Source organism: Bifidobacterium tissieri (assembly GCF_002259645.1).
Classification (GTDB): Bacteria; Actinomycetota; Actinomycetes; order Actinomycetales; family Bifidobacteriaceae; genus Galliscardovia; species Galliscardovia tissieri.
This window is the reverse complement of sequence record NZ_MWWV01000001.1, coordinates 72,489-88,471: the sequence shown is the minus strand read 5'-3', so window position 1 is coordinate 88,471 and position 15,983 is coordinate 72,489. Positions and strand designations below refer to the sequence as shown.

The window sequence follows — 15,983 nt, the reverse complement described above, 5'->3', positions numbered from 1 at the left end:
GTGTGCGTTGTCGTGCGTGCTGGCTTCGTCCGTGCCTGCGTTCTCTGGGGCATGGCCGGTGTGATTGGGTTCCGTAGTGCTTGCGTGAGCGTGGCATCCGCAGTCGGGTGTCGTATCGCGGGCTTCGTCGGGCGTGATCCGGTCGGTCATGATTTTCCCCTTAGTGAAGAACTGATATTGCAATTATACCCCCACGGGGTATATGGTTATGGCGTACACAGACGACGGGAGAAGATACATGATCATCGCGATGGCGTTTATCGCCGCGGCACTTGTCAGCGCGGGCGTGCTCTGGTTCTTCCTCGCGCCGCGCAAGGCCGCGCGTGCGGTCATGAACAACGGCGTGCAGGAGATCGTGGTCGCGGTCAAAGGCGGATACGATCCCGCCGTGATCGAAGCCGAAGCCGGCACGCCACTGCGATTCGTATTCGATCGGCAGGAAGGCGGCGAATGCTCGTCGCACGTCGTGTTCCCCGATTTCGGTGTCGATCAGTCGTTGCCGGCGTTCCGTACCACAACCATGACGATCACGCCGAACAAACCGGGGGAATACGGATTCGCATGCGGCATGAACATGCTGCACGGCACACTGCGCGTACTGCCGGGGCGGCACACGACGGATACGCCGGAACCGAACGCCGAACCCACTGCCGAACCTGATAAGGATGCACGGGCGAATACCGCCGACGTGCCGAACGATTCTTCCACGCGGTCCGCAGACGACGCGACGGCAGGGACGACGATGCCTGACCTGAACGAGGAGGAGGCGAACGCGGCGCGGGAAATTCGCACGCTGCGCATGCGACTCATCGTGGCTGCCGTCTTCACGCTGCCGGTGTTCCTCGCCGCCATGTTCCATCTGTACCATCTGGCACCCATCTGGCAGCTGCTGCTCATCCTGCCCGTGATCCTCTACGCTGGGCGGCCGATCTACGCCACCGGATGGTCCGCCATCGTCCACCGTGCGCCGGAAATGAACGCGCTCGTCTCCGTAGGCACCGCCGCGGCGTTCCTATACTCGCTCGTCGTTACCATCGCGCCGACCATACTGCCGCAGGATGTGCGCGAACCCTACTACGAGGCCGTGGGCACGATCATCACGCTCATGCTCGTTGGACAACTACTCGAAGCACACGCCCGGGCCGGCACCGGCGAAGCCGTGCGCGCGCTCATCGGACTCAAACCCAAAACCGCGCACGTCGAACGCGACGGCACGGTCACGGACATCCCCGTCGACGACGTGCGGGTGGGCGACATCGTGGTGATCCGCCCCGGCGACAAACTGCCTGTGGACGGCACGGTGATCTCAGGCGACTCGACCGTGGACGAATCCATGGTCACCGGCGAATCCATGCCCGTGGAGAAAACCGCCGGCAGCCAGGTCACCGGTGCCACGGTCAACGGCACCGGAACATTCCGCTACCGCGCCACGCGCATCGGAGCCGACACCGTGCTTGCGCAGATCGTGAACCTCGTCAAAACCGCACAAAGCTCCAAGGCGCCCGTGCAACGACTCGCCGACCGCGTCTCCGCGATATTCGTTCCGGCCGTCGTACTCATCGCCGTATGGGCATGCGCGCTCTGGTGGGCATTCGGACCAGAACCGAAAATCGTGCATGCGCTCGTCTCCGCGGTCTCCGTGCTCGTCATCGCCTGTCCATGCGCACTCGGACTCGCCACACCGCTATCCATCACCATCGCCACCGGCAAGGCCGCCACGCTCGGCATCCTCGTCCGGTCCGCACAGGCCTTGGAAACCGCCGCCGACGTGGATACCGTCGTGCTCGACAAAACCGGAACCATCACCCAAGGTCGACCGGAACTCGTGGGATTCGACGTGTTCGGCACGTGGCATGGTCGTGAACGGGAGCTGCTGGCGCTCGCAGCGGATGCGGAACGGAATTCGGAGCATCCGTTGGCGGCGGCGATCGTGCGTGCGGCGGATGGCGAGCGTGACGGCGACAGGGGCGCTGTCGGTGGGGGCGTCGACGGCGGTCATGATGGTCGCGGCGATCAGGAATTGCATGGTGTCGATGAATTCACGGCGATTCCAGGCCGCGGCATCGTGGCGACCGTGGGCAGGCACACCGTGATCATTGGTAACGCGGAACTGGTGGATGACCATGACGTCGGCATGCCCGATGCGGCGGGGGAGTCCGTCGACGACGTGTTCGCCGCGATCGACGCGCATGCCGCCAAAGGGCGTACGCCGATGCTGATGGCGGTGGATGGTCTGCTTGCCGCGGTGATCGCCGTGGCCGACACCGTCAAGCCCGATTCAAAGCAGGCCATTGCGGCGCTGCGGCTGCGGGGCATCGACGTGGTCATGCTCACCGGCGACAACCAGGACACCGCGCGGGCCATTGCGCACGACGTGGGTGTTGATCATGTGATCGCCGAGGTGCGTCCGGACGCCAAGGCCGATGAGATCGCCCGATTGCAGGCGGGCGGCCATGTTGTGGCCATGGTCGGTGACGGCATCAACGACGCTCCGGCGCTCGTGCGGGCGAATGTGGGATTCGCGATCGGCGGCGGCACCGACGTGGCCATCGAATCGGCCGACATCACGCTGATGAACGGCAGTCTGACCGGCGTGGTCACGGCCGTGGATCTGGCACATGCCACCATGCGCAACATTCGGCAGAATCTGGGATTCGCGTTCGGATACAACGGTATTGGAATCCCGATCGCGGCCGGTGCGCTGTATCCGTTCACCGGCATGCTGCTCAACCCGATGATCGCGGGTGCGGCCATGGCGTTCTCATCGCTGTCCGTGGTGAGCAACGCCAACCGGCTGCGCGCGTTCGATCCCGAACGGGTGCGGCCATACAGGATTTCCGCAAGGAAAACAAACAATGCAAGGAAAGGAACCATCATGGGACTCTTCAGCAGGAAGAACGACGAATCGGAGCATATGCACGGCGATATGGGCGATATGCACGGCATGCATCACGTCCACGCGGCCGGTAGCGAAACCGACCCGATCTGCGGCATGAGCGTGGATCCGGCCACCGCCGCGGCCAAGCGTGACTACAACGGCAAGACCTACTACTTCTGCGGTGCCGGTTGTGCCGCTGCCTTCGACAAGAACCCGGCGCAGTACGCGAAGTAGTCTGGGCGGTCGGTCGGTCGGAGCCCGGTGTCTGGCACTTGTCGGACGTATGCGCGCGTCGCGCGTTGTACTGTGTGTGTTGTGTGTGGTGCTGCGCGGTGTGCGTGGTGCACGGTGTGCGTGGTGCACGGTGTGCGGTGTTGCGCGTGCGATGTTGCCGTGATCGTTGCGCCGGACGCCCTATCTCCGAGTTCTGTGCGGATTTCGGGGTCTTGCGGACACCAATCTCCGAGTTCTGTGCGTGCTCATCGGCGGATTCCGAGTATGACCGTTGGAATTTCAACGGAGATACCCGGGATTCCTTACCGCGACCGCACAGAACTCGGAGATTGATGTCCGCGGAGACGAAAATCCGCACAGAACTCGAGGATTGGGGCTGCATCCGGGGTGTGCCGTATCGACTGACGGTACGAAGGCGCGTTCAGGGCTTTCGCTCGAGATCCGGTGCCGGTTTGTCATACGTGTGCGTCCGATAAGCATCGAGGCTCGGTTTCGGTACCTATCGGACGCACATGTATGCCGTATGAGCACGGTGGCTCTTCCTCGGTGCTTGTTCGACATGCGTATACGTCCGATGGGTATCGGAGACCGTCTCCGGTGCTTGTTAGTCGTATGTTTGCGTCCGATGAGCACGGAGCTTCATTCCCGATGCTTGTCGGACGTATGCGTGCGTCGCAGGGGAATTCGTTTCTGCTGTGTCGTTGGGTGACTGGGCCCATAACCCCATAACCCTGACCCCCAGCTTGCGAGTCGGCCGGAAAACGAAAAAGGCTAGGAACCTTGTGGTTCCTAGCCTTTGCTAGTAGCGGGGCATGGATTTGAACCATGGACCTCTGGGTTATGCGATACAACGCTCGCCGACGACGAGGACGGCGATGATGAAGACCGTCGAGGAGTCGTCAGGATCACGAAAGTGGCGTGACCTGCCCAACGATGATTGGGCATGGCAAAACAAACACAGATAAACGCGCCGGAGCCATGGCGCGAGTCCATCAAACAGTATCTCTCCTACCTCCGTGCCGCCAGCCAGTCCGACGACACCAGAACCACACGCCGATGCCAGCTGTCAAAACTCGCGCGTGACCTCGGGGGTGATCCCATGACCGTCAGCGCAACGGAGCTGCTGCACTGGTACGCCGACCAGGACTGGCGTGAGGAGACGCGCAAATCCGCCCGCGCCGCCATCCGCAAGTACTTCGAGTGGCTGCAGACGCATCAGGGACGCCCCGACAACCCCGCGGACGGATTGCCATCCATCAGGGCACCGAAGCCTCATCCCCGTCCCTGCCCCGAGGAATACATCACGGCAGCCAAGGCCAGGGCCAACGACGTCGACCGACTCATGATCCGTCTCATGGCCGAGGTCGGGCTACGGCGTCAGGAGGTCTGCCGGATCCACAGCAACGACGTCATCGACCCTCCAGCCAGCTCGGACGGAATCGACCACATGCCACGACTCGTCGTCCACGGCAAGGGCAGCAAACAACGGATACTGCCCATCCCGCACGACCTCGCCGACAGGATCCGAGAAAGCGATGGATACCTCTTCCCCGGACGATTCGGAGGCCACGCCAGCCCGAGCTACATCGGCAAGCACGTATCCAGGCTTCTGCCCGACGGTTGGAGCGGTCACAAGCTGCGGACGCGCTGGGCTACCCGCGGATACGAGGCCACGCACGACATCTATCTGGTGTCCGCCGGACTGGGCCATGCCAGCATCGAGACCACCATGGCCTACGTGCCGATGCCCGACAGTCGCCTCGAGGAACTCGTCGCGGCCGCCGCCCGATAAAACGCAATACCGCAATACCGCAATAAGGAAAGAATCAAAAAAGGAGAGGCCGCAAGACCTCTCCCGTCCCTCGTTCCCACATGAATCAGTCGGCGTAGTGGTCCCGCGTCGACAGGATGACGATCCGCTCATGGTCGACGGTGTATATGATGCGATTGGCCGCATCGATCCGTCTCGACCACGCGCCCGACAGGCCCCACTTCAATGGCTCGGGTTTGCCGATCCCCTCGAACGGCGACCTCATCATGTCTCGGACGAGCGCGTTGATCCGCTTCAGCGTCCGACGGTCCTGCCTCTGCCAGTACAGATAGTCGTCCCATGCATCCTCGGTCCAGCACAGCAGCATCGATCACTCCCCGTCGACGAGACCATGCTCCGCGACGCGACCGGAGCGCACCTGCTCCAGACCACGGATCACCTTGTCCCGCAGGTACGGGTTCTCGTAGACGCGCAACGTCTCCATCAATGCGTCGTAGTCGTCGACGCCCATGACCACGACGTTGTCGTCCGGATTCGTGTTCGTGACCAGAAGGACGTACGAGTCCTCATTCACTTGCCGCATATACGACTTGAGATTCTGCCGGAACGTGCTGTATGCCACCGCCTGCACCATGATACCCTCCCATGACTCATATTGTACAACTTCTTGTACAAGAATAGCGTAGGGCGGCCCGGTCCGTCAACCACGCGGAGCCCGCAGGCCGCCGCGCAACGTCCCGCATGCGTCGGGGGAGGGTGGTCTCATCTCCCGTCGGTGTACTCGTAGTTGACGCTGAACCCCCTGGCGTTCAGCTCGTCGCCGGCCCTGGCCGACGCCGCGTTCGCCAGGCGGAACCATCCCAACGGCGCGCCGAAGCGCTCGTACTCCGTCTGGTGGCGGAAATAGGGCAGCGATATCACCGGATCCGGCATGCCCGCATCCCGGGCCTCGCAGCGACGGCCCTCGGCGTCCGAGACCGTCCCCGCGACGCTGCGGTACAGGTCCATCTCCAGCTCCTGCAGCCAATCCCACGCCTCGCGCGGCGGCCCGTAGTGGAACCCCGGATCCTCCCACGACTTCACCGTCCTCACGTCCCGATGCAGGTGTCTCGCCAGCAGCGGCTGGGTCACGCCCAGCTTCTCTCGCAACGCGCGGAAATCCGCCTTGCCCCGCATCCTCAACGGCATCGTCGACTCGACCATGACAGCTCCTTCCCATATCCGGCACACCACCACTGGTGGTGCATCCGTGCCCATCCTACACCACCACTGGTGGTGAAAACAAGTGGGGAACCGATTTTCGTATATCGCGCGCGCCATGGAACCATCCCCTGACGGGGACGGTCCAGTGTCCAAGCCGCTCGTACCGTCGCGGCCGGCGCGCGGGAAGACGTGTGGGGTGAACCGTCGCGCGTGGGGTGCCGGACGAGGACCAGCATCGCGCACGCCCGCCCGCGTGGCAAGGATGCGCGTGTCCCCTCCGGGCGGCTCCGGTCGACGTCGCCTCGGGGCAGTATCGCACGGGCCGGCCGGCGGCCCGTGCATGCCTCCTCGGCTCCTTTCTCCCTCCGCCGCCGCGCCCCTTGTCGGGCCGCGGTCCACGCGCCTTGCCACGCGGACGTGCGCACGCGCCGCCGATCATCGTCCGGCACGGAAAGCACAACAACAAAGGAGACCATCATGGACACCGAAAAGACCGACACCATCATCTGCGAATCATGCGGAAACCCGCATCCGTCCGAGGACATGCGCAAGTGCGACGACTGCGGCAACGAATGCTGCGACGACTGCCTGTACCGGTGCGAACGCTGCCTCGACATCCTGTGCCGCGACTGCGTCGAGACCTGCCAGCGGTGCGGGGCCGTCTACTGCGACGACTGCATCGAATGGGACGACATCGAGGAGGAAACGGTATGCGAGGACTGCCTGAACCGTGGCGTCGACCCGGACTACCGCGACCCCTACGCGGACACGCCGCACGCCACGGACGCCTACACGTTCGGCATCGAGATCGAGATCGACGGCCCCCACGACCCACGGCCCCTACGCGACAGCGGCCTCATAGCGGGATGGAAGAGCGACCCGAGCCTATGCGAACGCGGCATGGAATATCAGACCCAGCCACTGCCATGGAACACGGAGACCCTGACCGGGATCGAACGGCTCATAGGGCAGATCGAACAGGGGGGATGCGGCGAATGCTCGGGCGGGCACATCCACATCCGCCGCACCGAACGACAGACCCCCGCCCGCTGGTACCACGCCCTCACCGGAATCGACGGCGAACAGGCCGCCCGCCTCAACATGCGACACCTGACCGAGGACAGATGGTGCGCCCTGCGCCACAACGCGTACCACGGCAAATGCACCGCCGTCAACGCCGACCACACGGACACCATCGAACTACGCACGTTCGGCGCTTGGGACGAACACACCGTGCACAGCCTGATACCCGCCCTGACATGGCTCCACGCCATGTGGCGGTTCCTCCAGCACCATCCGGTGGGCACCCTCAAGGAGCGCGACATCCGCCGCATGAGCCGCGTACAGGCCGATCAGGCCATAGGCCCCATCCCGACCATCCGCCAGACCATCATCAAAGCCAAGAAGGAGCACCGCTGATGTGCGTCATCGTCACCGCAGAACCCGGCCACATGCCCGACCCCGTCACCCTTGCCCTCATGAGCGAGACCAATCCCGACGGCGCGGGAATCGCATGGCATGACGGCGAACGCATCCACGTCTACCGGCATCCCGACAACCACCGCACCCTTGCCTACATCCACGCCAACTGGCAGGCCATCGAGGCCGCGCCCGCGCTCATCCACTTCCGTCTGGCCACGCACGGCGCCGTATGCCTCGAGAACACGCACCCGTTCCCCTACACGCTGGCCGACGGCGAGACCGGATGGATAGCGCACAACGGCATAGCCCTTGCCTACACGCACGGTCCATATGAATCCGACAGCCGCAACGCCATCGACGCATGGCAACAGGGCGAAACCGACCTTGCCAGCGGCCTGCACGGCAAGTTCGCGCTCATCACCAGCCACGGCGAGATCCGATGGCTCCACGGCGAACAGCCGCTCACCGACGGCGTCAGCGTATCAAACACATGGTGGATGGACGCCACGGAATGGACCCTCCCATACGAACTCGGCTACCAGAACGCCATCGACGACCTCGAAGCCAACGGCCACGACCTCTACGACCCGACCGGAATCCCCGACTGGAGGCCGTGACGACCGGTCCCGGGCGCGCATCCAGCACGCCCGGGACCGCACCCCACCCACCATCCCACCGCCGGCACACGATGCCGGCGGAAAAGGACCCGGCCCAAGGGCCGGGACAGTGCTCCCGCCGTCGTCGTGTCGCGGGGCGGCGGACGCGGCCGAGCGCGTCAAACCGGGAGACGCCTGACCGGCGCCGCCACGGTTTGACCCGCCGCCCGCCGCCCCGCGACACGACGACGGCAGCCAAGAAACGGACCACCGCCCAAGGGCGTCGGACCATCATCCCCGTGCGGAGTCGGACTTCGTCCGACCCAGTCCCCGGTCCCACGCCCTGCGGGCGAGGGCCCTGGTGTTTCTTGGTGTCCTGCTGGCAGGCCAGCCGAGCATACCCGGCGGTCGGAACCCGTCAACGGGTCCGCACACGGCGCACGCGCCGGAGCGTCCCCTTATGACGGAACCCGCTGCGCCGGGTAACGCTCTCGCTGACCAGCAGGTCACCAAGAAAAAACACACGGCCAATCACAAGGCCCGACCGAAAGGAACACACCATGACCGCAACAATCACCACTCCGGAAACCGCCGCCAAGGCCATCGACGACATCCGTCGCGACGCCGCGACCCGACTCCTGTCCATCATCCGCCGCGCCCAGCACGGCGAGACCATCGACACTCGCGACCTCGCATGGGCCGCCGACCTCATCACCGACAGCAAGGCCAACCGCGACATGACCATCCTCGCCGGCATGCACCCGACCACCACGGACCATGACCTGACCTACATCGGCACCCACGTCGACGACCACGCCAAGACCATCGTCAACCGACTGATGCCCCAGACGCCCGAACACACCGCGGAACTGGACCGCGTCCGCCGTCTCGCCGAAACCATGGCCCGCACCACGGAGGGACGACGCGAATCGGCCGGACCCCTCGCCGTCGCCGCCTACCTCGCATGGGCCGCCGGCGACGAACCCGCCGCCGCACGCCACGCCCTCGCCGCCCTCGACATCAACGACAACGAGACGCTACCCACGCTCATCCTCGTCATGATCGACCGCGGAATCACCATCGACCAGCTCAAGCGCTGACCCCACGCCGGCCACACCCCGGACAGGGGCGTGGCCCGGCCGCGTGGGGTGGCCGCCGCTCCCGGGACCCCGCAGGGGCCCGCGGTCGCGCCGGCCGTGAGGGAGACCACCCGTGGCCCTCCCTCAAACTCCCTTCCCTGTCGGGACGATGGACCGCCGCCCAGGGGCGTCGGACCACCATCTTCGTGTGGAGTCGGACCTTCGGCCCGACGCTGTCCCCGGCCCCACGCCCCTTGGGCGTGGGGCCTTCGTGTTTCCTGGTGTCCTGCTGGCAGGCCAGCCGAGCATACCCGAGTCGCGGAACCCGTCAACGCGGGCGCGCGGGGGAGCGGCTGCGCCGCTCCTCGCGCGTCGCTTATGACGGAACCCGCTTTGTCGGGTAACGCTCTCGCTGACCAGCAGGTCACCAGGAAAAAACACACGGCCAATCACAAGGCCCGACCACAAAGGAGCACACCATGACCGCGATCATCACCATCGACGACAAGCCGGCGACATTCACCATCGACTGGTACGTGCACGACCGCACACTGGGAGCCATGAACCCCGAAGCCAAGGCCGCACTGCTCGACACCCGCGGCGAGGCATGGCACGGCGACCCCGACAAGGGAGGCGACCCGGACGGACTCGACACCTACCACATCGAAATCACCCGATACGCGCTCGGCGGAGGACTCGCCGTCCACATCGTCAACACCGACCCCGACACGGCCGACGCCGCCACCGTCAGCGAGAACATCGGACAACCCGCAGCCGCCCCCATGACCTTCTGGGAATGCCACAACAACCGCTACACCACCAGCGAGATGGAACGCGCCGGCATCATCGAACCCACCGGCATCGAAACCAGCTTCGGCCCCCACCACACCACAAGCCGACTCATGCGATTCACCCCCGCCTACCACACCGCCGCGCTCGAAGCCCTCACCCGCCACGACACGGAAAACCGCTGACCCCACACCATCCACGGCCGGCCCCGCACGGGGCCGGCACCCCCCTAGGAAAGGAACACGACATGACCACCACCATCCACCACATGCCCACCGACCCCCAGCCCCTCAACCAACTCGCCACCGAGGTCATCGGCTACATCACCGCCTACTGGCAATACTGCGCCGACGGACACAACTACCTCGCCGCCCACCACGACGGCATGACCGCCCGGGACATGGCACGCCAGTACATGACCGAATGCTACGAGGACCACCTCGCCACCATCGATTGCAACCGACCCGGCTACCGCGAACTGCTCATCAGCCAGTCGCCCATCCCGATCGACGGGAACACCACGCCCATCGAACAGGCCATGAACGCGTTCGACGCCATGTTCGACCACCTATGGCCCGCCACCCCGACGGAACCGGACAACGGCCCCACCGCCGACTGGAGCGCATGGAGCGACAAGGCCATCGATGAAATGCTCAACGACCTGTGCTACCAATGCGCCCGCACGGCCACCGCCATCGCATGGCACCAGCACAACCTCTTCGAGCGGATCGATGATCCGCAAACCTCACGCCGAACGGCACTCAGCCACATCGACGAACTCCGCGCCCTGCTCAACCGCGACGCCACCAGATAGGACGACGGAAATCCCACTACAAGGCATGGCTGCACCAGCAGACAGCCCCGGGCGGCGACCTCATAGACGGATACTGGCTGCCGGACGACGCCGAAATCATCCCCTGACCCGACACCAGTGGGGACGGGCACGGCAGCCACGAGAACCCCTGAACGGCAAAGAAGGCACCCCCACTTGTTGAGTCCAACGTGATAACATTGGACTCAACAAGTGGGATTCAAAAGAAAGGCAGAACCATGACGACGACAACGCAGGGACGACAGGTGCGCGTCAACTTCCGCACCGACGAGGAAACCAAAAAAGAGGCCAGCGCCGTGTTCGACATCCTCGGCATCGACATGTCGACCGCACTGAACATGTTCCTCAAGCAGACCATACGGGACCAGTCGCTCCCGTTCACCCCCAGCATCGAACCGACCCGCGACGTGGAGGCCAGACGACAGGCCGCCGCCCGACAGGGACGCATGTACACGAGCGTGGAGGAGCTGCGCGCACACTATGGCGATTGAACGGATCCTCGCACTCGACGTCTTCGACGACGACATCAAGACCCTCCGGAAGAAGCACCGGCGACTCGGCCCCTCTGGGACGCCGTCGACGCCATAGCACGCAACGACCGGGACCTGTTATCCACGAAATACCGCGACCACCAGCTCACCGGACCATGGCGCGGATACCGCGAACTCCACATCACCGGAGACTGGCTGCTCATCTACCGAATCGAATCCGACGAACTACTGCTCGTCCTCACCCGCACCGGCAGCCACGACACCCTCTACTCCGGCAGAACCGCGGCAAGACAGATCAGAGCATACGGCCAGAGAACAGGACACGAGCTCTGACCCCAACACCATAGCGGCCCCGCCCCCCACAATCCAAAGGCCAACGAAGACCCGAGGACAGGAGGACGGGGCCGCACCGTCCCCTCCACTCCAGCCAACGGACAACCACGCCGGCGTGGCCCGGCCGCGTGAGGTGGCCGCCGTTCCCGGGACCCCGCAGGGGCCCGCGGTCGCGCCGGCCGTGAGGGAAACCACCCATGGCTTCCCTCAAACTCCCTTCCCTGTCGAGACGAAGGGCCACCGCCCAGGGGCGGCGGGCCATCATCCCCGTGCGGAGTCGGACCCACGGGTCCGACGCTGTCCCCGGCCCCACGCCCTGCGGGCGCGGGGCCTCTGTGTTTCCTGGTGTCCTGCTGGCAGGCCAGCCGAGCATACCCGAGTCGCGGAACCCGTCAACACGAGCGCGCGGGGGAGCGGCTGCGCCGCTCCTCGCGCGTCGCTCATGACGGAACCCGCTTTGTCGGGTAACGCTCTCGCTGACCAGCAGGTCACCAGGAAAAACACACGGCCGATACAAGGCCCGACCGAAAGGAACACGACATGAACCCGCTCATCCAGCTCGAAGCCACCGCCAAGGACGAGGAGACCGAACCCAAGCTCGCCGACATCATCGACGCCATCCGCCACGAATACGACACCGACATGGACGACCCCGACTCCGAGATGCGGATCCGCACATGGTTCGACGCCGCCTGCTACCACTGGGCCCGCGTCATGACCTACGGTGACCACGACGCCCGAAGCCTCGCCATCGTCGCCGCCGTCCTCGAACGGCAGGACCACGACATGATCCCCGCGCTCATCGCCGGACTCATGGACGACACCACCATCGACGACATGCGCCGATTCCTCGACATCGCCTACGACCACCGCCGCGAGGACCTCCCATCCCGCATCCTCTCCACCTGCACCGGCAACGGCTGGGGCTATGTGACCCTGCCGGCACCCACAATCATGCGGACCGCCATGCGCCACCTCGACGCCATCATCCAAAACAGCGCCGACGAGTCGACCGCCGCCGCCCACGCCACCACCGCGCTCCTCGCCGCCGCCACAGGCATGAGAGACACCGCACGCGACGCCGCCCGGCAGGCCCTGCGCATCGACCCCGGCATCCCGTACGACGCATGGCTGGAACACCTCAGCCGCTGAACACCAAGTATGGCAACCCCTCCCGCAACCCCGCGGGAGGATCCCCGTCCCGAAAGGAGCCCGCCATGCACGACAACTACTTCAGCCTCTTCACCGTCGACGCGACCCTCGCCGACAGGTACACCGTCGACCCCGACCACGTCGCCCACTACCACGGCTACGACATCCGCCTCACCAGCGCCGACACGTTCGACATCCACCACGAAGGCGTCCGCGTCGGCCACGGATTCGACAACGGCGTCAGCATCCTCGCCACCATCGACGGACACGACATGCGCGCCGACGGCATCGACCAGATCATCGACGCCGCCAGCAGATGAGGATACGGTGCCGCCGCCCATCAAGGACGACGGCACCGCCCACGGCATCCCACACCCGACGGACACGGGACCCGCATCCACTACCCGGCCGCGGAAGGTGGCCGTCGCTCCCGGGACCCCGCAGGGGCCCGCGGTCGCGCCGGCCGTGAGGGAAACCACCCATGGCTTCCCTCAAACTCCCTTCCCTGTCGAGACGAAGGGCCACCGCCCAGGGGCGGCGGGCCATCATCCCCGTGCGGAGTCGGACCCACGGGTCCGACGCTGTCCCCGGCCCCACGCCCTGCGGGCGCGGGGCCTCTGTGTTTCCTGGTGTCCTGCTGGCAGGCCAGCCGAGCATACCCGAGTCGCGGAACCCGTCAACACGAGCGCGCGGGGGAGCGGCTGCGCCGCTCCTCGCGCGTCGCTCATGACGGAACCCGCTTTGTCGGGTAACGCTCTCGCTGACCAGCAGGTCACCAGGAAAAACACACGGCCGATACAAGGCCCGACCGAAAGGAACACACCATGGACATCCTCCTCTCATCCCTCGCCAGCGCCGCCACCGTCGCCGCCATCATCCTCGCGCCATTCGGCATCGGAATGCTCCTCGACCTGTTCCGGTGACCCCGAGACAAGCAGAAGGAGCACACCATGAACCATACGACCGGCCAGACCATGTGCCTCACCCTCGTCATCGACCAGCCCACCGACCAGCTCGACGACTGCGCCTGGGCCATACAGACCCGCCGGCAGATCCGCCGCCCCCTCACCCTCGACCAGGCCCGACGCCTGCGCGACGCCCTCGACCAGCGACTCGACCCCGACGACACCTTCCGCACCCACAACAAGGAGACCATCATGTGGCAGACCCGCGCCACCGACACCCGCACCATCCCCGAAATGCTGCTGGCCGCCGGAATCAAACCCGACCTGAACATCCCCCGCATGCAATGGATCCTCATCAGCTTCATCATCTTCCCCTACGCCAACTGGGGCAGATGACAAAAGCAAAAACCACATTCCATACCACCGGCCGACAGACCAACCGGATACTGGACCACAACACCCACTGACAACAGGAGGAACACATGCGCACCCCGATCACACTCCGCCGACTCACCACAGCCGGCATCACCATCCAGGCCAGACTCATCACAATCGAATCCACCACCGAACAAGGACGGCCCGACCTGCACGCCACCGTCCTGCCCGAGGACATCGAACACCTGCCCGACTGGATCCTCGACACCCCCCATCACCCGCATCCACACCGACCCACAGGCCCGCATCCACATCACAATCGACAAACAACACTGACCACAAACGAAAGGAAACCCGACATGAACCTTCCCACCCCGCAGCAGCTCGCCACCACACCCCTCGACCAGGTCATCCTGTTCGACACCGAAACCACAGGACTCGGCCCCACCGACGAAATCCTCAGCATCGCCATCTGCGACGGCACCGGCCGAATCCTCCTCGACACCCTCATCCGCCCGACCCGCCACGACACATGGCCACAGGCCGAACGCATCCACCACATCAGCCCCGACAAGGTCGCCGGCCAGCCGACGATCGGCCACATCGCCCCGACCATCCTCGGCCACCTGTCCGCCGCCGCCATCATCAGCGGATACAACACGACATTCGACCTGCGCATGCTCGCCCAGAGCCTGCAGACCCCGACCCTCGACCGGATACTCGACCACACGCCAATCCACGACTGCATGACCGACTACGCGCGAATCCACGGCGAACGTGACCCCCGGCACAACGACTACAAATGGCAGAAACTCGCCGTCGCCGCCGCACACTACGGATACACATTCCACGCCCACGACGCCGCCGAGGACATCAAGGCCACAGCCCACGTCTACCGCCACATCACCGGCCACGCCAACTAACAACACGAAAGGAACACCATGCAGGACATCAACATCGACACCCCGGAGGATATGAGCGATGCGGCCGGTGCCCTAGCCAGCATCCTGAACCGGCATGGAGGGTTCATGTACTCGTTCGATCTGAAGAACGAGGCATTGAAACGCTACCGCATGTCTCCCTCGGCCCAGGGCCGAGCCCGCAAGAAAGCCGGGATCAAGGGCGTGCGCACCCCGGGGTTCGGATGCTCGCACTCGGTCTGCACCTGGGAATGGACCCCCAGGGAGGAGGCTCTGGCATGGGCCGAGCGGCATCCGATAACGGACTCCCCCTCCGGGTCCGGCGGCAGTATGAAATCCCCGGAGATCAGCGAATGCGAGAACGTGATCCTCGAGATCCGCGACCTGCCGGCCTCCGAGCTCGACCTGCTCGCCGACATCATCGACGCCATCCGCCACGAACATGACGCCGACATGATCACCGTGCTCAAGGCCGAACGGACACGGCTCATGGAACGCATTGCCGAAATCGACCGAATCATCACCCGACACGAGCGGAACGGAGAGCAGCCGGAATGAACAGCGCAACGGACCACGCCCGCGCATGGCGCATCCGCCGCGGCATCCTACGGGACCTCGAACGACGAAGCCGCACCTCCGCCACAAGCGGAGCACGCGCACGCTGCGCACGGGCGCACCAGCTCGCCCGACACCTCAACGCCGACCCATCGTTCTGGCTCTCCGTCACCAGCCGGGACCTCGAACGCATCGCGTAGCCGGCCCGGGAACCATGCCGCACGGTCAGTGGAAGGGCCCGGCATGCGCGACGGGAGGCGGTCAGTGGAGGGAGACGATGCCGCGGATCTCCACGAGGCGGCGGCGCGCACGTCCGGCATGCGACGTCCGACACGCGTGACGGTCGATGTCGCGCGTGCGGAGGAGATCCAGGGCGACGACGGCCGGGCGTGCCGGGGCGGGCGTGCGCACGGACCGGTCATCCCGCCGTGGCGCGTGACGGCCCGGG

Annotated in this window: 18 protein-coding genes; 15 read left to right on the top strand and 3 right to left on the bottom strand. The window is 65.2% G+C overall.

Going from position 1 to position 15,983, the window contains the following annotated elements; translation table 11 throughout:
* Positions 1–238 precede the first annotated feature (238 nt).
* The gene (locus BTIS_RS00470) at positions 239–3,112 is read left to right on the top strand and encodes a heavy metal translocating P-type ATPase (RefSeq protein WP_094661700.1); all 2,874 of its coding nucleotides are present in this window, start codon (positions 239–241) and stop codon (positions 3,110–3,112) included.
* A gap of 943 nt (positions 3,113–4,055) precedes the next feature.
* Complete coding sequence (locus BTIS_RS00465) at positions 4,056–4,904, top strand: tyrosine-type recombinase/integrase (RefSeq protein WP_094661699.1); 849 nt, start codon at positions 4,056–4,058, stop codon at positions 4,902–4,904.
* Between the two features lie 85 nt (positions 4,905–4,989).
* Here BTIS_RS00465 and BTIS_RS00460 read toward each other — a convergent pair whose 3' ends face one another.
* The 3 genes from BTIS_RS00460 to BTIS_RS00450 form a co-directional block, all read right to left on the bottom strand.
* Positions 4,990–5,250: a Txe/YoeB family addiction module toxin gene (locus BTIS_RS00460; RefSeq protein ID WP_094661698.1), complete on the bottom strand. Its 261-nt coding sequence runs from the start codon at positions 5,248–5,250 to the stop codon at positions 4,990–4,992.
* A gap of 3 nt (positions 5,251–5,253) precedes the next feature.
* Positions 5,254–5,517 carry a type II toxin-antitoxin system Phd/YefM family antitoxin gene (locus BTIS_RS00455; RefSeq protein WP_094661697.1) on the bottom strand — a complete coding sequence of 88 codons (264 nt, stop codon included), beginning with the start codon at positions 5,515–5,517 and terminating at the stop codon, positions 5,254–5,256.
* Positions 5,518–5,645: 128 nt separating this feature from the next.
* Positions 5,646–6,086, bottom strand: coding sequence for a helix-turn-helix domain-containing protein (locus tag BTIS_RS00450; protein ID WP_094661696.1), 441 nt, complete (start codon positions 6,084–6,086; stop codon positions 5,646–5,648).
* A gap of 477 nt (positions 6,087–6,563) precedes the next feature.
* Between BTIS_RS00450 and BTIS_RS00445 the strand changes: the two genes are divergently transcribed.
* The 13 genes from BTIS_RS00445 to BTIS_RS00385 all read left to right on the top strand — a co-directional run bounded on the left by BTIS_RS00445 (position 6,564) and on the right by BTIS_RS00385 (position 15,735).
* Positions 6,564–7,505 carry a hypothetical protein gene (locus BTIS_RS00445; protein WP_245819167.1) on the top strand — a complete coding sequence of 314 codons (942 nt, stop codon included), beginning with the start codon at positions 6,564–6,566 and terminating at the stop codon, positions 7,503–7,505.
* Entirely contained in the window at positions 7,505–8,125 is a 621-nt protein-coding gene (locus BTIS_RS00440) for a class II glutamine amidotransferase (protein WP_094661695.1), read from the top strand. Before BTIS_RS00445 ends, BTIS_RS00440 begins: the two co-directional genes overlap by 1 nt.
* Before the next feature lie 539 nt (positions 8,126–8,664).
* A complete protein-coding gene (locus BTIS_RS00435; RefSeq protein ID WP_094661694.1) occupies positions 8,665–9,204 on the top strand; it encodes a DUF4192 family protein in 540 nt (179 codons plus the stop codon).
* Between the two features lie 458 nt (positions 9,205–9,662).
* Positions 9,663–10,157, top strand: coding sequence for a hypothetical protein (locus tag BTIS_RS00430; RefSeq protein ID WP_094661693.1), 495 nt, complete (start codon positions 9,663–9,665; stop codon positions 10,155–10,157).
* A 62-nt stretch (positions 10,158–10,219) separates the two neighbouring features.
* The gene (locus tag BTIS_RS00425) at positions 10,220–10,786 is read left to right on the top strand and encodes a hypothetical protein (RefSeq protein WP_094661692.1); all 567 of its coding nucleotides are present in this window, start codon (positions 10,220–10,222) and stop codon (positions 10,784–10,786) included.
* 236 nt (positions 10,787–11,022) lie between these two features.
* The gene (locus BTIS_RS00420; RefSeq protein WP_094661691.1) at positions 11,023–11,295 is read left to right on the top strand and encodes a type II toxin-antitoxin system RelB/DinJ family antitoxin; all 273 of its coding nucleotides are present in this window, start codon (positions 11,023–11,025) and stop codon (positions 11,293–11,295) included.
* Positions 11,296–11,388: 93 nt separating this feature from the next.
* The gene (locus BTIS_RS00415) at positions 11,389–11,628 is read left to right on the top strand and encodes a type II toxin-antitoxin system mRNA interferase toxin, RelE/StbE family (RefSeq protein WP_094661772.1); all 240 of its coding nucleotides are present in this window, start codon (positions 11,389–11,391) and stop codon (positions 11,626–11,628) included.
* 540 nt (positions 11,629–12,168) lie between these two features.
* Positions 12,169–12,780: a hypothetical protein gene (locus BTIS_RS00410; protein WP_094661690.1), complete on the top strand. Its 612-nt coding sequence runs from the start codon at positions 12,169–12,171 to the stop codon at positions 12,778–12,780.
* Positions 12,756–13,100 (top strand): hypothetical protein, encoded by a 345-nt coding sequence (locus tag BTIS_RS00405; RefSeq protein WP_143248823.1) that lies wholly within the window; start codon positions 12,756–12,758, stop codon positions 13,098–13,100. Before BTIS_RS00410 ends, BTIS_RS00405 begins: the two co-directional genes overlap by 25 nt.
* A gap of 630 nt (positions 13,101–13,730) precedes the next feature.
* The gene (locus BTIS_RS00400; protein ID WP_094661688.1) at positions 13,731–14,081 is read left to right on the top strand and encodes a hypothetical protein; all 351 of its coding nucleotides are present in this window, start codon (positions 13,731–13,733) and stop codon (positions 14,079–14,081) included.
* Between the two features lie 86 nt (positions 14,082–14,167).
* On the top strand, positions 14,168–14,983 hold the full coding sequence (locus BTIS_RS00395) for a 3'-5' exonuclease (protein ID WP_094661687.1): 816 nt from the start codon (positions 14,168–14,170) through the stop codon (positions 14,981–14,983).
* 18 nt (positions 14,984–15,001) lie between these two features.
* Positions 15,002–15,538, top strand: a complete 537-nt coding sequence (locus tag BTIS_RS00390) for a hypothetical protein (RefSeq protein WP_094661686.1) — start codon at positions 15,002–15,004, stop codon at positions 15,536–15,538.
* A complete protein-coding gene (locus BTIS_RS00385; RefSeq protein WP_094661685.1) occupies positions 15,535–15,735 on the top strand; it encodes a hypothetical protein in 201 nt (66 codons plus the stop codon). The genes BTIS_RS00390 and BTIS_RS00385 overlap by 4 nt, the downstream gene beginning before the upstream one ends.
* The last annotated feature ends 248 nt before the right edge of the window (positions 15,736–15,983 follow it).

What these genes read in the sequence shown, in the direction of transcription:
- BTIS_RS00470 (WP_094661700.1), top strand. Translation starts at nt 239, where the DNA reads ATGATCATCGCGATGGCGTTTATCGCCGCGGCACTTGTCAGCGCGGGC.
- BTIS_RS00465 (WP_094661699.1), top strand. Translation starts at nt 4,056, where the DNA reads ATGGCAAAACAAACACAGATAAACGCGCCGGAGCCATGGCGCGAGTCC.
- BTIS_RS00460 (WP_094661698.1), bottom strand. Translation starts at nt 5,250, where the DNA reads ATGCTGCTGTGCTGGACCGAGGATGCATGGGACGACTATCTGTACTGG.
- BTIS_RS00455 (WP_094661697.1), bottom strand. Translation starts at nt 5,517, where the DNA reads ATGGTGCAGGCGGTGGCATACAGCACGTTCCGGCAGAATCTCAAGTCG.
- BTIS_RS00450 (WP_094661696.1), bottom strand. Translation starts at nt 6,086, where the DNA reads ATGGTCGAGTCGACGATGCCGTTGAGGATGCGGGGCAAGGCGGATTTC.
- BTIS_RS00445 (WP_245819167.1), top strand. Translation starts at nt 6,564, where the DNA reads ATGGACACCGAAAAGACCGACACCATCATCTGCGAATCATGCGGAAAC.
- BTIS_RS00440 (WP_094661695.1), top strand. Translation starts at nt 7,505, where the DNA reads ATGTGCGTCATCGTCACCGCAGAACCCGGCCACATGCCCGACCCCGTC.
- BTIS_RS00435 (WP_094661694.1), top strand. Translation starts at nt 8,665, where the DNA reads ATGACCGCAACAATCACCACTCCGGAAACCGCCGCCAAGGCCATCGAC.
- BTIS_RS00430 (WP_094661693.1), top strand. Translation starts at nt 9,663, where the DNA reads ATGACCGCGATCATCACCATCGACGACAAGCCGGCGACATTCACCATC.
- BTIS_RS00425 (WP_094661692.1), top strand. Translation starts at nt 10,220, where the DNA reads ATGACCACCACCATCCACCACATGCCCACCGACCCCCAGCCCCTCAAC.
- BTIS_RS00420 (WP_094661691.1), top strand. Translation starts at nt 11,023, where the DNA reads ATGACGACGACAACGCAGGGACGACAGGTGCGCGTCAACTTCCGCACC.
- BTIS_RS00410 (WP_094661690.1), top strand. Translation starts at nt 12,169, where the DNA reads ATGAACCCGCTCATCCAGCTCGAAGCCACCGCCAAGGACGAGGAGACC.
- BTIS_RS00405 (WP_143248823.1), top strand. Translation starts at nt 12,756, where the DNA reads ATGGCTGGAACACCTCAGCCGCTGAACACCAAGTATGGCAACCCCTCC.
- BTIS_RS00400 (WP_094661688.1), top strand. Translation starts at nt 13,731, where the DNA reads ATGAACCATACGACCGGCCAGACCATGTGCCTCACCCTCGTCATCGAC.
- BTIS_RS00395 (WP_094661687.1), top strand. Translation starts at nt 14,168, where the DNA reads ATGCGCACCCCGATCACACTCCGCCGACTCACCACAGCCGGCATCACC.
- BTIS_RS00390 (WP_094661686.1), top strand. Translation starts at nt 15,002, where the DNA reads ATGCAGGACATCAACATCGACACCCCGGAGGATATGAGCGATGCGGCC.
- BTIS_RS00385 (WP_094661685.1), top strand. Translation starts at nt 15,535, where the DNA reads ATGAACAGCGCAACGGACCACGCCCGCGCATGGCGCATCCGCCGCGGC.